The organism is Streptomyces sp. NPDC015139, assembly GCF_043079785.1.
Lineage (GTDB): Bacteria > Actinomycetota > Actinomycetes > Streptomycetales > Streptomycetaceae > Streptomyces > Streptomyces albidocamelliae.
This window is the reverse complement of sequence record NZ_JBIBUW010000001.1, coordinates 87,378-105,770: the sequence shown is the minus strand read 5'-3', so window position 1 is coordinate 105,770 and position 18,393 is coordinate 87,378. Positions and strand designations below refer to the sequence as shown.

14 protein-coding genes are annotated in these 18,393 nt (G+C 72.7%); 12 read left to right on the top strand and 2 right to left on the bottom strand.

The features are described 5' to 3' along the window. Positions 1–45 precede the first annotated feature (45 nt). Complete coding sequence (locus ACF08B_RS00480; RefSeq protein WP_392315339.1) at positions 46–795, bottom strand: class I SAM-dependent methyltransferase; 750 nt, start codon at positions 793–795, stop codon at positions 46–48. A 5-nt stretch (positions 796–800) separates the two neighbouring features. Next, the gene (locus ACF08B_RS00475) at positions 801–1,106 is read right to left on the bottom strand and encodes a 4a-hydroxytetrahydrobiopterin dehydratase (RefSeq protein ID WP_392315338.1); all 306 of its coding nucleotides are present in this window, start codon (positions 1,104–1,106) and stop codon (positions 801–803) included. Positions 1,107–1,261: 155 nt separating this feature from the next. On the opposite strand from ACF08B_RS00475, the gene ACF08B_RS00470 reads away from it, so the two are divergent. From ACF08B_RS00470 to ACF08B_RS00415, 12 genes are all read left to right on the top strand, one after another. Next, positions 1,262–2,095 carry a helix-turn-helix domain-containing protein gene (locus ACF08B_RS00470; RefSeq protein ID WP_392315337.1) on the top strand — a complete coding sequence of 278 codons (834 nt, stop codon included), beginning with the start codon at positions 1,262–1,264 and terminating at the stop codon, positions 2,093–2,095. A 98-nt stretch (positions 2,096–2,193) separates the two neighbouring features. Beyond that, on the top strand, positions 2,194–3,057 hold the full coding sequence (locus ACF08B_RS00465) for a helix-turn-helix domain-containing protein (RefSeq protein WP_392315336.1): 864 nt from the start codon (positions 2,194–2,196) through the stop codon (positions 3,055–3,057). Positions 3,058–3,178: 121 nt separating this feature from the next. After that, entirely contained in the window at positions 3,179–6,874 is a 3,696-nt protein-coding gene (locus ACF08B_RS00460) for a nitrate reductase subunit alpha (RefSeq protein ID WP_392315335.1), read from the top strand. Continuing rightward, complete coding sequence (narH, locus tag ACF08B_RS00455) at positions 6,874–8,469, top strand: nitrate reductase subunit beta (RefSeq protein WP_392315334.1); 1,596 nt, start codon at positions 6,874–6,876, stop codon at positions 8,467–8,469. The genes ACF08B_RS00460 and narH overlap by 1 nt, the downstream gene beginning before the upstream one ends. Further along, positions 8,469–8,963, top strand: coding sequence for a nitrate reductase molybdenum cofactor assembly chaperone (gene narJ / locus ACF08B_RS00450; protein WP_392315333.1), 495 nt, complete (start codon positions 8,469–8,471; stop codon positions 8,961–8,963). The genes narH and narJ overlap by 1 nt, the downstream gene beginning before the upstream one ends. Beyond that, positions 8,960–9,682 carry a respiratory nitrate reductase subunit gamma gene (gene narI, locus ACF08B_RS00445; protein ID WP_392315332.1) on the top strand — a complete coding sequence of 241 codons (723 nt, stop codon included), beginning with the start codon at positions 8,960–8,962 and terminating at the stop codon, positions 9,680–9,682. Before narJ ends, narI begins: the two co-directional genes overlap by 4 nt. 235 nt (positions 9,683–9,917) lie before the next feature. Continuing rightward, positions 9,918–10,802, top strand: a complete 885-nt coding sequence (locus ACF08B_RS00440) for an LLM class F420-dependent oxidoreductase (RefSeq protein WP_392315331.1) — start codon at positions 9,918–9,920, stop codon at positions 10,800–10,802. Between the two features lie 239 nt (positions 10,803–11,041). After that, positions 11,042–12,304 (top strand): phenylacetate--CoA ligase family protein, encoded by a 1,263-nt coding sequence (locus ACF08B_RS00435; RefSeq protein WP_392315330.1) that lies wholly within the window; start codon positions 11,042–11,044, stop codon positions 12,302–12,304. Beyond that, the gene (locus ACF08B_RS00430; protein ID WP_392315329.1) at positions 12,301–13,581 is read left to right on the top strand and encodes an MFS transporter; all 1,281 of its coding nucleotides are present in this window, start codon (positions 12,301–12,303) and stop codon (positions 13,579–13,581) included. The genes ACF08B_RS00435 and ACF08B_RS00430 overlap by 4 nt, the downstream gene beginning before the upstream one ends. Then, positions 13,578–14,714 (top strand): GNAT family N-acetyltransferase, encoded by a 1,137-nt coding sequence (locus tag ACF08B_RS00425; RefSeq protein WP_392315328.1) that lies wholly within the window; start codon positions 13,578–13,580, stop codon positions 14,712–14,714. The genes ACF08B_RS00430 and ACF08B_RS00425 overlap by 4 nt, the downstream gene beginning before the upstream one ends. Continuing rightward, complete coding sequence (locus ACF08B_RS00420; RefSeq protein ID WP_392315327.1) at positions 14,711–15,877, top strand: acyl-protein synthase; 1,167 nt, start codon at positions 14,711–14,713, stop codon at positions 15,875–15,877. Before ACF08B_RS00425 ends, ACF08B_RS00420 begins: the two co-directional genes overlap by 4 nt. After that, positions 15,874–18,375 carry an acyl-CoA reductase gene (locus tag ACF08B_RS00415; protein WP_392315326.1) on the top strand — a complete coding sequence of 834 codons (2,502 nt, stop codon included), beginning with the start codon at positions 15,874–15,876 and terminating at the stop codon, positions 18,373–18,375. Before ACF08B_RS00420 ends, ACF08B_RS00415 begins: the two co-directional genes overlap by 4 nt. Positions 18,376–18,393 lie beyond the last annotated feature (18 nt).

Below are 18,393 nucleotides of genomic sequence, written 5' to 3'. Positions count from 1 at the left end.
ACACCGACCGGGGGCCAGCCCCGTTGCCGATACGGCAAATCCCGCTCACGCCTCCACCGGTTTCCGGAAGGCGCGCAGGTGGAACACCGGGTCGGGGCGGGGAAGGTCCTGGTCCGGCAGCCGGGCCAGGCGGGCGGCGAACTCCTCGGTGCGCGGCTCGCCCGGCGGGAGCATGGTGAACCAGCCGCGGCGCAGGTCGGCAATGGTGGCGCGGGGGCTGCGGCCCTGCCCGGCCCCGGGGAACGAGCCGCGGCCCGCGGGCCGGAGTCCGTGCCGGCCCGCGTGCGCGGTGAGCGGGCCGGCCGCGTCCGCGGCGGGGCGGCGCGGCCGTCCGACGAGGACGGCGTCGATGTCGCTGCCGACGTCGTGCGCCGCGGCCTTGTCGACGGTGGTGACGTAGGTCCCGCCGGGCCGCAGCACCCGGGCGCACTCGGCGACGACGGCTCGCACACCGTCGGGGTCGTCCAGCAGGTGCAGCAGCCACACGGTGGTGACCGCGTCGACACTGCCGGTGCGGAAGGGCAGTCGGCGGCTGTCGGCCCGGACGACCGCGCCGGGCAGCCGGGCCGAGGACGTACGGACCATGGCGGGGGTGAGGTCGGCTCCCGTCACCCGCAGCCCGGGGCGGGCGGCGGCGAGCCGCCGGGTGACGATCCCGGTGCCGCAGGCGACGTCCAGGAGCCGGCCCGGGGCGTCGGGTATCAGGCCGAGCACGGCATGGGCGGCCGCGGCGGCTCTGGCCTCGCCGCCGCGGGAACTGTCGTAGTGCCGGGCTTCCTCGTCGTAGTCGAGCACGCCCCTCAGTGTGCGCCGTGGGCCGGGGCGATGTCCTCCACCCTGCGGGCGAGGACGAAGTCCTTCTCGGTGACGGCGCCGCCCGCGCTGTGGGTGTTCACGCCGAGGGAGACGGTGTTGTAGCCGAGGGTGAGGTCGGAGTGGTGGTCCAGCTCGTCCTGGATGCCGGCGACGTGCATCACCAGTGCGGCCGCCGCGAAGTGGGAACCGAGGCGGTAGGAGCGGGTGAGCCGGTCACCGTCGGCCGACCAGCCGGGCAACTCGGCCAGCCGGTCCTCGATCTCCTTCTGCGACAGCGGTTCGACGGCCATGGCGGGGGCTCCCTTCGGGGTGGGGGGTGTCCCTCTCGGGGGAAGGCGGGTACGTCTTCAGCCTGCCACGTCAGGGGCGTCCCCACTCGGCCGACGCGGCGGCCCCGGCCGCTGCTCCTCCGCCGGCCGGGTGCGCCTCGACTAGGGTCGTCGGTATGACCACTGTCGCGTCCGGTCCTCCCGCATCCGGGTCCGCCGCCGTCACCGACAAGGGTGTCGGCCCGCACTTGCGCGCCTGGCGGGAGCGGCGCCGGATCTCCCAGCTGGAACTGGCGCTGCGGGCCGACTCCTCCGCCCGGCACATCAGCTTCGTCGAGACCGGCCGGTCCCGGCCGAGCGAGGAGATGGTGCTGCGGCTCGCCGAGCACCTGGAGGTGCCGGTGCGTGAGCGCAACTCCCTTCTGCTGGCAGCCGGTTACGCCCCGCGTTTCCCCGAGACCCCGCTGGACGACCCGGCGCTGGACGCGCTGCGCGACGGCATGGAACGCCTCATCGTGGGCTACGAGCCCTACCCCGCCCTGGTGGTGGACGCCGGCTACACCGTCGTCGCCGCGAACCGGGGCATCGCGATGCTGCTGGAGGGCGTACCGGAGGAGCTGATGGCACCGGCGCCGAACGCGATGCGCCTGACCCTGCATCCCGACGGGCTGGCGCCGCGCATCCGGAACCTGCGGGAGTGGCGCGGGCACCTGCTGGCGCAGATGGAGCGGGAGATCGCCCTCCAGCGCTCCGAGCGGCTGCGCGCCCTGTACGAGGAGGTGTCGGCCTACCCGGTGCCCGAGGACGCGCACGACGGCGAACCGGCCGAACCCGTCCCCTACTTCGCGCTGCCGCTGCGGATCGAGCACGACGGCCGGATCCTGTCCTTCGTGTCGTCGATCTCCACCTTCAACACCCCGATGGACGTCACGGTCGCCGAGCTCGCCATCGAGACGTTCCTGCCGGCGGACCCGGCGACCACCAAGTACCTGCACTCGCTGGCGGGTTGACGAAGTAGACCGGAACCGGGTCCTCTCGACCGCGTGTGCGAGACGGCGTCCCGTGGCAGACTGCCCGCGTACTTCCGGCGCGTAGGGGAGGGCGTGGCGTGAGTGAGCGGCGTGCCGCGCCCACCGTGGGTCAGGTGGTGCTCGGGAAGCGGTTGCAGGAGCTGCGTGAGGCGTCCGGGCTGAGCCGCGAGGAGGCCGCCCGGGTGCTGCGGGTGGCGTCGGCCACGGTGCGGCGCATGGAGATGGCCGAGGTCGCTCTCAAGATCCCCTACGTGCAGGTGCTGCTGGACACGTACGGGGTGGCCGAGGACGAGGCCGCCGCGTTCGTGGGGCTGGCCGAGGACGCGAACCAGCCGGGCTGGTGGCAGCGGTTCCACGACGTGCTGCCGGACTGGTTCAGTCTGTACGTCAGTCTGGAGGGCGCGGCCCGGGTCATCCGCTCCTACGAGCCGCACTTCGTGCCGGGGCTGCTCCAGACCGAGGCGTACGCGCGTGCGGTGATGGAGGCCGGGACGATCGGGCAGACCGTGCCGGAGACGATAGAGCGGCACGTGTCGCTGCGCATGGAGCGGCAGGCGCTGCTGGAGCGGGACGATCCGCCCCACCTGTGGGTGATCATGGACGAGACGGTGCTGCGGCGCCCGGTCAGCGTGCGGCCCGAGGTGATGCGCGGCCAGCTGGACCGGCTGCTGGAGTACGCGGAGCGCGACCGGGTCACGCTGCAGCTCGCCGAGTTCGCCTCGGGCCCGCATCCGGGAACGTACGCCCCGTTCACGCTGTTCCGGTTCGCCGAGCCGGAGCTGCCGGACATGGTCTTCACCGAGTACCTGACGGGCGCGCTCTACCTGGACTCGCGCCGGGAGGTCGCCGCGCATCTGGAGGTGCTGGACCACATGACGGCCCGGGCGGCCTCGGCGCAGCGCACCAGGAAGCTGCTGCAGGAGTGCCGCGAGAAACTGTGAGACCAATCCCCCGGCCGAACGTCCGTCCCCGGTGACCCGATGACCCGTACGGGTCTGTGAACGGGTGCGCTCCGGTGCCCGCCCCTAGGTTCGAACCACAGGGCGAGGCCGAGGAGCGCACGTGACCGACACGCACATACCGCCCAGGGAGCCCGGCGCGGCCCTGCTGGCGGCCGGGCGGTTCTTCCGGCCCGGCACGCCCGCGGCCGACCTGCACAGTGTCACGCTGACCGGTGGCCGGGAGGGGGACGCGTTCTACCGGGACCGGTGGAGCCACGACAAGGTCGTGCACTCCACGCACGGGGTGAACTGCACCGGATCGTGCCGGTGGAAGGTGTACGTCAAGGACGGCATCATCACCTGGGAGACCCAGGAGACGGACTATCCGTCGGTGGGCCCGGACCGGCCGGAGTACGAACCGCGGGGCTGCCCGCGCGGTGCCGCGTTCTCCTGGTACACCTACTCCCCCACCCGGGTGCGTCACCCGTACGTCAGAGGCGTGCTGCTGGAGATGTACCGGGAGGCCAGGGGCCGGCTGCGGGACCCGGTGCTGGCCTGGGCGGACATCCAGAACGACCCCGAGCGGCGCCGCCGCTACCAGCGGGCCCGTGGCAAGGGCGGTCTGGTCAGGGCGCGTTGGGACGAGGCCGTGGAGATCGTCGCCGCCGCGCAGGTGCACACCATCAGGACCTACGGCCCGGACCGTGTGGCCGGGTTCTCGCCGATTCCGGCGATGTCGATGGTGTCGCACGCGGCCGGCGCCCGCTACCACTCCCTCATCGGCGCGGCGATGCTGTCGTTCTACGACTGGTACGCCGACCTTCCGGTGGCCTCCCCGCAGGTCTTCGGCGACCAGACGGACGTGCCGGAGTCGGGCGACTGGTGGGACGCCGCCTACCTGATGATGTGGGGCTCCAACGTGCCGGTGACGCGGACCCCGGACGCGCACTGGATGGCCGAGGCGCGCTACCGCGGCCAGAAGGTCGTGGTGGTGGCGCCGGACTACGCGGACAACGCCAAGTTCGCCGACGAGTGGCTGCACCCGCACCCCGGCACCGACGGCGCGCTGGCCCTCGCCATGGGGCATGTGGTCCTCAAGGAGTTCTTCGTCGACCGACAGACGCCGTTCTTCACCGACTACGTGCGCAGGTTCACCGATCTGCCGTTCCTGGTGACGCTGCGGAAGCGCGACGGGGCCTTCGTGCCGGACAAGTTCCTGCGCGCCGCCGACCTCGGACAGGACGGTGAGGGAGCCGAGTGGAAGACGGTCGTGCTGGACGCGGCGACCGGCCGGGCGGCCGTCCCGAACGGCTCGCTGGGCTTCCGCTGGACCGAGACCGGCGAGGGCAGGTGGAACCTGCGACTGGATGACATCGAACCCCGGTTGACCCTGTACGGCGACGAGGTCGCGGCCCATGTGGAGGTGCTGCTGCCGCGCTTCGACACCGAGGGCGGGGAACACGGACAGGGCCGTGGTGACGTCCTGCGGCGGAGCGTGCCGGCCACCCGGCTGGGCGGGGCGGACGGCCCCCTGGTGACGACCGTGTTCGATCTGCTGCTGGCGCAGTACGGCGTGCACCGCCCCGGCATGCCGGGCGACTGGCCCGCCTCCTACGAGGACGCCCGCTCGCCGGCGACGCCCGCCTGGCAGGAGGCGCTCACCTCCGTCCCCGCCGCCCAGTGCGTGAGGATCGCCCGGGAGTTCGCGCGGACCGCCGAGCGCTCCAAGGGCCGCTGCATGATCCTCATGGGCGCGGGGACCAACCACTGGTTCCACTCGGAGACCATCTACCGTGCGTTTCTGGCCCTGCTCCAGCTCACCGGCTGCCAGGGCCGCAACGGCGGGGGCTGGGCGCACTACGTCGGCCAGGAGAAGTGCCGCCCGGTGACCGGGTGGGCGACGCTGGCCGCCGCCTCGGACTGGGCCAGGCCGCCCCGGCAGATGATCGGCACCGCGTACTGGTTCCTCAACACCGACCAGTGGCGCTACGACCGTTTCGGTGCCGATGTGCTGGCGTCGCCGCTCGGCGAGGGCCGGTTCCGCGGGATGACCGCCGCGGACTGCCTGGCGCTGTCGGCGCGCGTGGGCTGGATGCCGTCGTACCCCACCTTCGACCGCAATCCGCTCCTGCTCGCCGAGCAGGACGCCGACCCGGTGGCGAACGCGGTCGCCGAACTCCGCGCCGGAACCCTGCGGTTCGCCTGCGAGGACCCGGACGCACCGGAGAACTGGCCGCGGGTGCTGACACTGTGGCGGGCCAACCTGCTGGGTTCCTCGGCGAAGGGCGCCGAGTACTTCAGCAGGCATCTGCTGGGCACCCATTCCTCGCTGCGCGCGCAGGAGGCGGCGCCCGGGGAACGGCCGCGGGACGTGACCTGGCGGGAGGGGGCGCCCGAGGGCAAGCTCGACCTGCTGCTGTCGCTGGACTTCCGGCACACCTCCTCCACCCTGCTCTCGGACGTGGTGCTGCCGGCGGCGACCTGGTACGAGAAGCACGACCTGTCCTCCACCGACATGCATCCGTACGTGCACTCGTTCACCCCGGCCGTGGACCCGCCCTGGCAGGCACGGACCGACTTCGACACCTTCAAGGCGCTCGCCGAGAGGCTGAGCGAGCTGGCGGAGGGCCATCTGGGTGTGCGCAAGGACCTGGTGGCGGCCCCCTTGCAGCACGACACCCCCGGGGAGACCGCCCAGCCGGGCGGGGTGGTGCGCGACTGGAAGCACGGCGAGTGCGAACCGGTGCCCGGCAGGACGATGCCGAACCTCACCGTGGTGGAGCGCGACTACACGGCGATCGGCGCGAAGTTCGCCGCGCTCGGCCCCCTCGTGGAGGAACTGGGGCTGCCCGCCAAGGGGATCGCCCTCCGACCCGACGAGGAGGTCGCGCGGCTGCGGGAGCGGAACGGCCGGGTGCACGGCGGTCCGGCGGACGGGCGCCCGGCGCTCGACACGGCGGTGAAGGCGGCCGACACCGTCCTCGCCCTGTCCGGCACCACCAACGGCCGGCTGGCCACACAGGGTTTCCGCACCCTGGAGCGGCGCACCGGGCAGGAGATGGCACATCTCGCGGCCGAGCACGAGGGCAAGCGGGTCACCTACGCCGACACCCAGGCGGCCCCGGTACCGGTGATCACCTCGCCGGAGTGGTCGGGCAGCGAGTCGGGGGGCCGCAGGTACACGGCGTTCACGCTGAACACCGAGCACGCCAAGCCGTGGCACACCCTCACCGGGCGGCAGCACTTCTTCCTGGACCACGACTGGATGCACGAACTCGGCGAGGCGCTGCCGGTGTACCGGCCGCCGCTGGACATGAACAGGCTGTTCGGTGAACCCCGGCCGGGCCCCGACGGCACGCGGGAGGTGACGGTCCGCTACCTCACCCCGCACAACAAGTGGTCGATCCACTCCGAGTACCAGGACAACCTGTTCATGCTGGCCCTCTCCCGGGGCGGGCAGAACATCTGGATGTCCCCGCAGGACGCGGACGCGATCGGGGTGCGGGACAACGACTGGATCGAGGCGGTCAACCGCAACGGAGTGGTCGTCGCCCGCGCGGTCGTCTCGCACCGTATGCCGCCCGGCACCGTCTACATGCACCACGCGCAGGAGCGCACCGTCGCCGTGCCCAAGGCGGAGACCACGGGGATGCGCGGCGGCATCCACAACTCGCTGACCCGGCTGCTGCTGAAGCCGTCCCATCTCATCGGCGGCTACGCCCAGTTGTCCTGGGCGTTCAACTATCTGGGCCCGACGGGCAACCAGCGCGACGAGGTCACCGTGATCCGGCGCCGCGACCAGGAGGTCGAGTACTGATGCGCCCGATGGCCCAGATCGCGATGGTCATGAACCTCGACAAGTGCATCGGCTGCCACACCTGTTCGGTGACCTGCAAGCAGGCGTGGACCAACCGGCGCGGCATGGAGTACGTCTGGTTCAACAACGTGGAGACGCGGCCCGGGCAGGGTTATCCGCGCCGCTACGAGGACCAGGAGAAGTGGCGCGGCGGCTGGCATCTGAACCGGCGCGGGGCGCTGAAGCTGCGGGCGGGCGGCCGGCTGCACAAGCTGGCCGGGATCTTCTCCAACCCGAAGCTGCCGGAGATCAAGGACTACTACGAGCCCTGGACGTACGACTACAAGAACCTCACCGACGCCCCGCTCGGTGACGACTTCCCGGTGGCGCGGCCCGTGTCGTCGATCACCGGCAAGCCGATGAAGATCGAGTGGTCGTCGAACTGGGACGACAACCTCGCCGGCGCCCCCGCGTACGGCGATCTCGACCCGATGGTCGAGCGCGTTCGCGAACAGGCTTCGGAGAAGGTGCGGTTCGCCTACGAGCAGACCTTCATGTTCTACCTGCCGCGGATCTGCGAGCACTGCCTGAACCCGTCGTGCGTGGCCTCGTGCCCCTCGGGAGCGATGTACAAGCGGGCGGAGGACGGCATCGTGCTGGTCGACCAGGACCAGTGCCGGGGCTGGCGGATGTGCGTGACCGGATGCCCGTACAAGAAGGTGTACTTCAACCACGCCACCGGCAAGGCCGAGAAGTGCACCATGTGCTACCCGCGGATCGAGGTGGGTCTGCCGACCGTGTGCTCGGAGACCTGTGTGGGCCGGCTGCGCTACCTCGGGGTCGTCCTCTACGACGCCGACCGGGTGACCCGGGCCGCGTCCGTGCCGGACGACAAGGACCTGTACGAGGCGCAGTTGGGGGTCTTCCTGGATCCGGAGGACCCCGGTGTGCGCGACGCCTGCGAAGGGGCGGGCATCCCGTACGACTGGATCGAGGCCGCCCGCCGCTCCCCCGTGCACGCACTGATCAGCCGGTACCGGGTGGCGCTGCCGCTGCACCCGGAGTACCGGACGATGCCGATGGTCTGGTACATCCCGCCGCTGTCCCCGGTGGTGGACGCGCTGTCCGGCACCGGGCACGACGGTGAGGACGCCGGCAATCTGTTCGGCGCCATCGACACCCTGCGCATTCCCCTGGAGTACCTGGCGGAGATGTTCACCGCGGGCGACACCGGGCCGGTGCGGGCCGCGCTGGAGCGGCTCGCCGCGATGCGCTCGCACATGCGGTCGCTCAATCTGGACGAGGAGCCGGACACCTCGGCCGCCGAGGCGGTCGGGATGACCCCGGAGGAGATCGAGGAGATGTACCGGCTGCTGGCGATCGCCAAGTACGAGGACCGGTACGTCATCCCGACCACCGCCGTCGGCGACGCCCGCCGGCTGGAGGAGTCGGCCCTGCCCGAGGGGTGCAGCCTCGAGTACGAGGGTGGTCCCGGCATGGGCGGCGACGGCCCGTTCGGGCAGGACTCCGGGCGCAGGAACCTGCCGCTGGTGTCCGTGGAGAACTTCCATCTGCTGCGCGGACGGCAGAGGTCCGACGACGCGAAGGAGGCGTGATGCCCGCGGACGCGGTGCTGTACCAGGCGGCGGCCCTCTGCCTGACCTACCCGGACGACGACTTCGTGGCCCGGCTGCCGCTGCTGCGTGAAGCCGCCCCGCAGCTGCGGGAGTTCACCGACCACGCGGCCGTCACCCCGCTGCCCGAGCTGGAGGCGCACTACGTGCAGGTCTTCGACCTGCGGAACCGGCACAGTCTGTACCTCAGCTGGTGGCACGACGGCGACACCCGGCGGCGCGGGTTGTCCCTGGTGCGCTTCAAGGACGTCTACCGCCGGCACGGGCTGGAGTTCACCGGCGAGGAGCTGCCGGACTTCCTGCCGGCGGTGCTGGAGTTCACGGCGCGCACCGGCGAGACCGGGCTGCTGACCGGACACCGGGACGGTCTGGAGCGGTTGCGCGCCCGGCTCAGCGACCACGGCACGCCGTACGCCAGTGTGCTGGACGCGGTGTGCGCCGCCCTGCCGGCCGCACGGACCGGGGCGCGCCCATGACCACCCTGCTGTGGGGCGCCCTGCCGTACACCGCCTTCGCGCTGCTGGTCGCCGGTCTCGTCTGGCGTTACCGCTACGACAAGTACGGCTGGACGACCCGCTCGTCGCAGGTGTACGAGTCGCGGCTGCTGAACATCGCCTCGCCGGTCTTCCACTACGGGATCCTGTTCGTGCTCGCCGGGCATCTGGTGGGCCTGTTCGTGCCCTCGTCGTGGACCGCGGCGGTCGGTGTGGACGAGCACGTCTACCACCTGTTCTCGCTGTACGGCGGTACGGCGGCCGGGGCGCTGACGGTCGTCGGGATCCTGCTGCTCGTCTACCGCCGGCGCACCAGGGCCCCGGTGTTCCGGGCGACCACGGCCAACGACAAGGCCATGTACGTCCTGCTGGTCGGGGCCGTGGTGCTCGGCATGGTGGCCAAGCTGTCGCACTCGGCCGGTGACGGCTACGACTACCGGCGGACGATCGGCCCCTGGGCGCGGAGTCTCTTCACGCTCCAGCCGCGGACGGGGCTGATGGCCGGTGTGCCGGTCCTCTACCAGGTGCACGCGGTGGTCGGCATGGTGCTGATCGCGTTCGTGCCGTACAGCCGTCTGGTGCACATGTTCAGCGCGCCGGTGCAGTACCTGTTCCGGCCGTACGTGGTCTACCGGACCCGGGACCCACGGCAGTTGGGGCCGCGTCCGGAACGGCGGGGCTGGGAGCGGCTCGGCGGTTAGGGCCTGTCGTTCGGATCAGGCCGGCCTGGCTCACGGTGCCTTGTCGGCCGGCCCGAGCGGGGCGTGGTGCGTGCAGCCGCAAGGCGGAGGAGGGCGGCGACGCGGAGCGTCGACAACCGACGACGACGCCGCGGATGTGCGTGCCACGCCCCGCGACGCGGGCATGATCCGAACGACAGGCCCTAGGGCCCCCTCTCCGGGCGGCCGGTACGGCGGACGAGTCAGGAGGCGGCGTATGCGGGTGGCTCTGCACGCACTCGGCATCGGGCACGGCGCCCGTCCGGAGGTCGTCCGGGCGGTCGCGCGAGCGGCGGAGGCGCACGGGTTCGCCCGGCTCTGGGCGGGTGAGCACGTGGTGCTGGTCGACGCGCCGGTCTCGCGGTACCCCTACTCCGACGACGGCCGTATCGCCGTCCCGTCCGACGCCGACTGGCTCGACCCGCTGCTCACGCTGAGCTTTGCGGCGGCGGTGACCGAACGGATCGGGCTCGCCACGGGGGTGCTGCTGCTCCCGGAGCACCAGCCCGTCGTGGTGGCGAAGCAGGCGGCGACGCTGGACGTGCTGTCCGCCGGGCGGCTCACCCTGGGGATCGGCATCGGCTGGTCGGCCGACGAGTTCGCCGCGCTCGGCGTCCCGTTCGCGGGGCGGGGCCGGCGGACCGAGGAGTACCTCGCCGCGATGCGCACCGTGTGGCGGGAGGACGTGGCCACCTTCGAGGGGGAGTTCACCCGCTTCCGGGACATCAGGGTCAACCCGAAACCGGTGCGGGAGCGGCGGCTTCCCGTGGTGATGGGCGGCAACGGCGACGCGGCGCTGCGCCGGGCCGTGACGCTCGCGGACGGCTGGTACGGCTTCAACCTCTCCACGGCGCAGGCTCTGGAGCGGGTGTCCGTGCTGGCCGGGCACTGCGTGGAGCAGCGGCGTCCGATGGCCGCACTGACCGTGGCGGTCGCCCTGACCGATGCCACTCCCGCCGTGCTGCCCGAGCTGGCCCGGGCCGGTGTCACCGAGGTGGTGGTCGTCGGCGCGCCGCCCGGGGCACCGGACGAGGCGGCCCGCTGGGTAGGCGGACTCGCCGGACAATGGTTGAACGGTGCTCATTCCATAAAGGCCACTTGAGGGGTATTCAACAATCGCTTATGACCGTGGCCGCCTGACGGATTGGTGAAGTGCCGCTGCTCACATGCGCAGTTGGAGCGCAAGTGTGTCCCGGATTCTGAGATATCCTTCTGGTCCGGCACCCCTTTTCCGCGGGTGAACCGTTGATTCGCATTTTCAACGACTTTTCTTTCGACGACTCTTCGCACCGCCGTCCGCCTTTCTCGCGCCGACGGTTCCACGCCTTCGAGCAGGAATTGATGCCCGTTCAACCACTGGCGGAGCTCATACGCTTCGCACGCCTCAACTCGCCCTTCTACCGGGAGCTCTACGCCCATCTGCCCGGACACGTGGCGGACCTCACCGAACTCCCGCTGGTTCCCCAGGCCGATTTCTGGCGGGCCAACTCCCCCCGCGACAACACGCTGCTGACCGCCCCACTGGAAGAGGCCGTCGTCTTCCGCAGCGGCGGCACCACCGGGTCGCCGAAGTTCTCCTGCTACACCCGCGACGAATGGCGCGAGTTCACGGCAGCGTTCGGCGCCGGAATCGTGAACGCCGGTCTGCGGCCCGGACACCGGGTGGCCGACCTGTTCTACGCGGGCGACCTGTATGCCAGTTTCAGCTTCGTCCTCGACTCGCTGCACCGCTCCCCGGTCGCGAACGTGCGCCTGCCCATCGGCGGCGCTGCTCCCTGGGAGTCCACCACAGCCACGCTGGAGGAGTTCCGGGTCCAGGTCGTGGCCGGAACGCCCACCACCCTGTGCGCGCTCGCCGAACGCCTCGTCGCCGCCGGCCGGACACTGCCGGACGTGGAGCTGCTGTTCTTCGGCGGGGAGTGCCTCTTCGGCGACCAACTGCCCCTGCTCAAAGCCGCGTTCCCGAACGCCGAGGCCCGTTCGCTCGGCTACGCGAGCGTGGACGCGGGCCTGCTCGGCGAGGCCGTACCGGGCGGCGATCCACGCGTCCACCGGGCCTTCACACCGCACACGGTGGTCGAGATCGTCGACGAGGAGAGCGGACGGCCGATCCCGCGAGCCGGTGTGCCGGGGCGGCTCGTCGTCACCGACCTGCGCAGACGGCTGATGCCCGTCCTGCGCTACCCGGTCGGCGACCGGGCCGAGTGGGTGGACCGGGACGCCGCCGTGTTCCGCATCCTGGGCCGCGCCGAGGAGGGCGTGCGGGTCGGCCCGGTGACCCTGCACACCCAGGACGTCCACGACATCGTCACCGCCGCCGACACGGCCGGCGAGGTCACCGGACTGCAACTCGTGGTGCGCCGCGAGGACGGCCGGGACGGCCTGGTCCTGCGCCTGGCCACGGCCGAACCCGCTCGTCCGGCAACGGCGTTGGCCGACGCGGTCACCGCCGCGGTCCTCACCCAGCGCCCGCTGTACGGCAGCGCCGCCGCCGCGGGCCACGTGAACCCGCTCGTCGTCGAATGGGCACACCACCGCGAGCTGGCCGTCAACTCCCGTTCCGGCAAGCTCGTGCGCGTCGTGGACGAACGGCCCCTGTCATGAGCGTGCCGTCGCGTCGGCCCCTCGTGCTGCGCAATCCCTCGTTCGGCCGGGTATGGGCCGGCCAGCTCCTCACCCAGGCGGCAGGCCGGATGTTCCAGGTCGGCGCGGTCTGGTGGCTCGTCGCCGTCGCGGGCGGGGCTCACCGCGGGCTCGGCTCAGGGCTGTTCCTCATGGTCAGCACGCTGCCCGCGGTCGCACTGGCCCCTGTGGTCGCCCGGGTCGTCGCGGGCCGCGCGCACCGGACGGTACTGGCCGGCACCGCGGCCACGGCGGGAGTGGCGGCCGCTGCCGCCGCCGCGGCCGCGCAGGCCGGGGCGCTGCCCCTGGCCGCCGTCTACGCCGTGGGGCTGGTTCTCGCCGCCTGCCAGGCGGTGTTCGACCCGTGTCTGACGACCTCCGTGCCCGAACTGGTCGAGGACGCCGACATCGAGTCGGCCACCGGCTTCGAGCTGGCCACCCAGTCGGTCGCCGGGCTCGGCGGCGGCCTGCTCGGCCCCCTCGTGGTCGACTCCGGCGGCCTCGCCGGTGTGGTCGCCGGATGCGCGGCCGCCTATCTGCTCGCGGCCCTGCTGGTCGTCTCGGTCCGCTTCCCGCACGCCGGCACGGCGGACCGGGACCCGGCCGGCGCTCCCGCGCCACCGCGACGGACGCTGCGCCGGATCCTGGCCGGACTGCCGTTCATCCGCCGGGTACTGGTCTGCTTCGCCGCCGCCAACGTCTGCACCACGGCCGTCTACGTCGTGATGCCGCTCTACACGCGCGGTGTCCTGCACTCCACCGGGGCCACCGTCGCCCTGCTGGAGGCCGCGCTCGGCGCGGGCACGCTCGTCGGGTCCTTCACCGGCGCCCGTGTGCCGGGGCGTCCGGCCGCCCTCGGCAGCATGTGCCTGGCCGGGACGGCGGCGGCCCTCGCCCTGCCGGGCCTCGTCGCCGCCCGCCCGGTCGCGCTCGGTGCGCTCGCGGTCGTCGGCTGGTGCGTCGGCGTGATCGGCGTCCGGTTCGTGGCGCTGTTCCAGCGCCTGGTGCCCGCCGAGGACAAGCCGGGGTTCTTCGCGGTGATGCAGGCGCTGCTCGGCGTCGCGTTCCCGCTGTCCTCCCTCGCCTTCGGAGTGCTCGGCGACCACCTGACGGCCCGCGTGCTCTGCCTGGTGCAGGGCGCCGGTCTGGCGCCGGTGGCCCTGGCGCTGTGGTGGCTCGGCGGCCGGACGGGCACCGACGGAACGACGGCACCCGCCGAAGCCGTACCGGCCCTCGCGACGGCGAAAGAGCGGTCATGAGCGTCGTCCTCGCCCCCGCCACCCTCCAGGACGTCGCGGAACTGCGGCAGTTGTACTTCGACGTGTACGGGCACGGCTACCCCGTGCCGCTGGGCAGCGACCCGGCCGTCATGCGCCGGCTGATCACCCACGGCACCGACCACTGGCTGACCGCCCGCACGCCCGGCGGCGCCCTGGTCGGCTCCGCGGTCGTGCAGACCGATCCGGGCAGCCGTATCGGCAAGCTCCTGGGCCTCGCCGTGCATCCCGGCCACCGCGGCGACGGTCTCGCCTCGCGGCTGACCGGAGCGGTCTGCGGCGAGGCCTTCGCGACCGGCCGGCTGGACTCGGTGTACGCCACCGTCCGGGTCGTCACCGAGGGCCCGCAGCACGTCGTCGTGCGCAACGGCTTCCGGCCGCTCGGTCTGCTGCCCAACGCCGTCGAGGTCGAGGGGTGCGAGACCCTCGCGCTGTTCGCCCGCTACGCCGACGGCGTACTGGCCCGCCGCGCCCCCGTGCCGCACGTTCCCGAACGCCTCTCGGCGCTGCTGTCCGCCGCCCGCGCGGGCGTCGGCATCGACTACGCGGACACCGGCCGCCTGCCGTCCCGCGCCCCGCTGCCCACCGCACCCGGTGCCGAGCCGATCGAGCTGATCGCCGCCCCGGCGTTCGTGCGCCGCCGCTTCCTGGAGCACTTCCCCGACGCGGGCGACCGCTTCTTCCCGCTGCACACGCCCAACGCGGTCCTGGTGGCCGCCGACGGCGGTTTCGAGGCGTACGCCGACCTCGATCCGGCCGCCGGGAGCTGTGCCATCGTCGCCGTCCACCCCCGTCCGGCCGCGGTCAGCGGCGCGCTGGAGTCGCTGATGACCACGGTCACCCGGGCCGGCGCGGACTACGCCGAGACGCTGCTGCCGCTCGCCGACACCGCGGCCCTGGACGTCTTCCTCGCCTCCGGCTTCGTGCCGAGCGCGGTCTATCCGGCCATGCGCCGGATCGGCGACCGGCTCCACGACTACGTCGTGCTGTCCCGTACCAGCCGCCAGATCGACTTCCGCGCGACGGCCGCCGGCCCGCTGCTCCAGCCCTACCTCGGCGCCTACCTGAGCGCCTGGACCACCACCTACCTGCCCCTTCACGAGGTGTCCCGTTGAACCCCCATCTCGCTCCCGTCGAGGTCCCCGACCCGGCGGCGCTCGGCCATGTGCAGGCGCTGTGCGACCTGGCCGAGCCGTACGCGTCCGGAGCCGGACCCGACGGACTGTTCGCCGCCGCCATGGCCGAGACCCACGCCTGGCACGCCGAACGCTCCGCCTTCTTCGCCGGTCTGCTCGCCGACCCGCCCGAGGACCCGGCGCCCACCATCGGCCCGGGAGTGCGCGCTCCGCTGGTGCCCGCCGCCTTCTTCAAGCGCCACGAGGTCCTCTCGATCCCCCGCGACGAGGTGTTCCTGCACCTCACCTCCTCCGGCACCACCGGCCAGAAGTCGCAGATGTTCTTCGACGAGTGGACCATCCGCTCGGCACAGCGCATGGTGGCCCGGATCTTCGACCACTACGGCTGGATCACCCCCCAGCAGCCGGTCAACTACCTGCTCTACAGCTACGAGCCCGCGCCGTCGCTGAAGCTCGGCACGTCGTTCACCGACAACTACCTGTGCGACTTCGCACCGGCCCGGCACACCACGCACGCCCTGCGGCACACCGGCGGCGGCCACGAGTTCGACGTGCACGGCTGCATCGCGGCGCTGCGCCGGTACGCCGAGGACGACGTACCGGTCCGCATCCTGGGCTTCCCCGCCTTCCTGTACTTCACCCTGGAGCGGATGCGGGCCCTGGGGACCGAGCCGCTGCGGCTGCCGGCGGGGTCGCTGGTGATCCTCGGCGGCGGCTGGAAGGGCCACGCCGACCGGGAGATCGGCAAGGAGGCGTTCCGTGCCGAGGTCACCGAGCTCCTCGGCATCCCGGGCGACCGCGTCCGCGACACCTTCGGGTCCGTCGAGCACTGCGTGCCGTACGTCGAGTGCGCCCACCACCGGCTGCACGTGCCGGTCTGGTCCCGGGCCGCGGTCCGCGACACCGCGACCCTGCGGCCGCTGCCGTACGGGGAGCCCGGCTTCCTGCACCTGGTCAGCCCGTACATCACCGCCGTGCCGGCGCACAGCGTCGTGATGGGCGACCTCGCCTCGCTGCATCCGGGCGAGGAGTGCCCCTGCCCGTCGTCCACCGACTGGTTCACCGTGCACGGCCGTGCCGGAGTGAGCCGCAACCGCAGTTGCGCGGTCGCCGCCGCCGAACTGCTGAAGGGAATGTCGTGACTGCCGTACTCCACCTCTGGCAGGGCGAGTTCGTCGACGACGCCGAGGCGGGCCGGCGGCTCGCGGGGCTGTCCGAACGGGCCGGGCGCGTCCTGGCCCGCCCGCTGCCCACCGACGTGGTCCTCGACGCCTGCGCCGTCGTCGGCGGCCGGCTCGCCGATCCCGCCTCGGACCTGTACGGCCGCCTGGCCGGACACCTGCCCGCCGGCGAGGCCGCGGGCGTCCTCGCGGAGCTGGCGGCCGCCCTCACCCGGCAGGCGCTGGAACGCAAGCTGCGCCGGGAGCTGGGCGGGCTGCGTCCGGAGCGCCTGACCCGGCCGGACGCCCGCGAGACGGTCTACGAGTCGTGGGCGCCCGTGGGCCTGCTGGTGCACATCGCCCCGTCGAACGCCGCCGCCGTGGCACCGCTCAGCGTCGTCGAGGGACTGCTCAGCGGCAACCTCAACGTCCTCAAGACGAGCAGCGCCGACAACGGACTGGCCGCCGACCTGCTCACCGCGCTGGGGGCGGCCGACCCGAGCGGTCTGATCGCCGAACGCGTCGTCGTGCTGCGTTTCGCGTCGTCGCGCCGCGACTGGCTCCGGACGCTGTGCGGGCAGGCCGACGCGATCGCCGTGTGGGGCGGCGAGGACGCCGTACGCGCGGTCGGCGAACTCGCCCCGCCCGGCTGCCGCGTGGTCGAGTGGGGCCACCGGATCTCCTTCGCCTACCTCACCCCCGGCGCGGCGGCCGACGACGCCCTGCTCGACGACCTCGCCGCCGACGTCTGCCGTTTCGAACAGCAGGCGTGCTCCAGCCCGCAGGTGGTGTACCTGGACACCGGGGACACGGAGGAACTCTTCGCGTTCGCCGCCCGGTTCGCCGAGCGGCTGGCGAAGGTGTCCGACGCCCGCCCCGCACCGCTGCCCGGCCCCGCCGAGCAGGCGGAGATCAGCACCGTGCAGCAGCTCGCGCGGCTCGAGCAACACCTGGGCCTCACCCGCGTGTTCGCCGCCGAGGACGGCTCCTGGCGGGTGCTCGCGGACACCCGTCCGGCGCTCGACGCCTCCCCGCTGCACCGCAGCGTGTGGGTGAAGCCGCTGCCGCGGGCCGAACTCGTCGCGACACTGCGGCCGATGCGCCGCTACCTCCAGACGGCCGCCGTCGGCGCGGACCGGTCGGACCTCGCCGCGCTGTCCCGCGCCCTGCTCGCCGCGGGCGTCACCCGCGTCACCCCGGTCGGCTCCATGCTGGACGGCTACGAGGGCGAACCGCACGACGGTGTCTACGCGTTGCAGCGCTACAGCCGCCGGGTCGGCGTCCGCGCACCGGGCGCGGACTTCGGCGACGTCGCCTGCCTGGACGACCTGGTGGCGCCCCCGGTGCTGCCCCCGGCCCCGGACGCGCCCCTGCTCGGCAAGGAGGGCGTGCAGCGCGCGCTCGCCACGCTGGACCCGCGCCACGCACACCTGTACTTCCGCAGCGGAGGTTCCACCGGCGCGCCCGCCCTGTCGGTGTTCACCTGCGACGACTACGACAACCAGATGCGGGCGGCGGCGCACGGGCTGCTCACCGCCGGGTTCGACCCGGCCCGCGACCGGGCGGCCAACCTGTTCTACTGCGGCGGGATGTACGGGAGTTTCATCAGCTTCTTCTCCATCCTGGAGCGGCTCGACGCCACCCAGATCCCGATGGCCGCGGGTCCCGACCACGCCACGGTGGCCGAGGCGCTGGTCGCCCACCGTGTGGACACCGTGTTCGGCATGCCGTCCTACCTGTGGCAGCTCTTCCACGCGGAGGCGGACCGGCTGCGGGCCTACGGCGGCGTGAAGAAGGTGTTCTACGGCGGCGAGCACTTCACCGCCGAGCAACGCCGGGTGCTGCACGAGGAGTTCGGGGTCGAGACGATCCGGTCGGCCGCGTACGGCAGCACCGACCTGGGTCCGCTCGGCTACCAGTGCACCGCGTGCGAGGGTTCCGTGCACCACGTGCTGACCGACCTGCACACGCTGGAGATCCTCGACCCGCTCCAGGACCGGCCGGTGGCGCCGGGCGAGCCGGGCCGGCTGGTCTTCACCTCCCGGGCCCGCTCCGGTCAGCGGCTGGAGCGGTACGAGATCGGTGACCTGGGGCGGGCCGTGGAGGGGCCGTGCGCGTGCGGCAGCCACGTACCGCGCCTGGAACTCCTCGGACGCCACGGCGACGTGGTGCGCGTCGGCACCTACTTCGTCAACTACCGGCGGGTCCTGCGGGCGGCGCAGGAGCGGCTGGCGTACCACGGCGAGGTGCAGCTGCTGGTCGCCCCCGGCACCGGCCCGGAACTGCTGACGGTCCGGCTCGACGAGCAGTACGCCGGGGACGCGGCCGCCGCGCGCGAGGCGCTGGCCGCCGAGGTCCCGGAGCTGGCCGCGGCCGAGGCGGAGGGCCTGCTGGCCGTGGCCGTGGAGACCGTGCCCAGGGCGGCCTTCGCCCGCACGGCGACCAGCGGAAAGCTGCGCACGGTCGTCGACCTGCGGTAGCCGGCCCGCCCGCCGGAG

Coding starts and splice junctions, on each gene's coding strand:
- ACF08B_RS00475 (WP_392315338.1), bottom strand. CDS start 1,106: ATGGCCGTCGAACCGCTGTCGCAGAAGGAGATCGAGGACCGGCTGGCC.
- ACF08B_RS00470 (WP_392315337.1), top strand. CDS start 1,262: ATGACCACTGTCGCGTCCGGTCCTCCCGCATCCGGGTCCGCCGCCGTC.
- narH (WP_392315334.1), top strand. CDS start 6,874: ATGCGCCCGATGGCCCAGATCGCGATGGTCATGAACCTCGACAAGTGC.
- narJ (WP_392315333.1), top strand. CDS start 8,469: ATGCCCGCGGACGCGGTGCTGTACCAGGCGGCGGCCCTCTGCCTGACC.
- narI (WP_392315332.1), top strand. CDS start 8,960: ATGACCACCCTGCTGTGGGGCGCCCTGCCGTACACCGCCTTCGCGCTG.
- ACF08B_RS00440 (WP_392315331.1), top strand. CDS start 9,918: ATGCGGGTGGCTCTGCACGCACTCGGCATCGGGCACGGCGCCCGTCCG.
- ACF08B_RS00435 (WP_392315330.1), top strand. CDS start 11,042: ATGCCCGTTCAACCACTGGCGGAGCTCATACGCTTCGCACGCCTCAAC.
- ACF08B_RS00430 (WP_392315329.1), top strand. CDS start 12,301: ATGAGCGTGCCGTCGCGTCGGCCCCTCGTGCTGCGCAATCCCTCGTTC.
- ACF08B_RS00425 (WP_392315328.1), top strand. CDS start 13,578: ATGAGCGTCGTCCTCGCCCCCGCCACCCTCCAGGACGTCGCGGAACTG.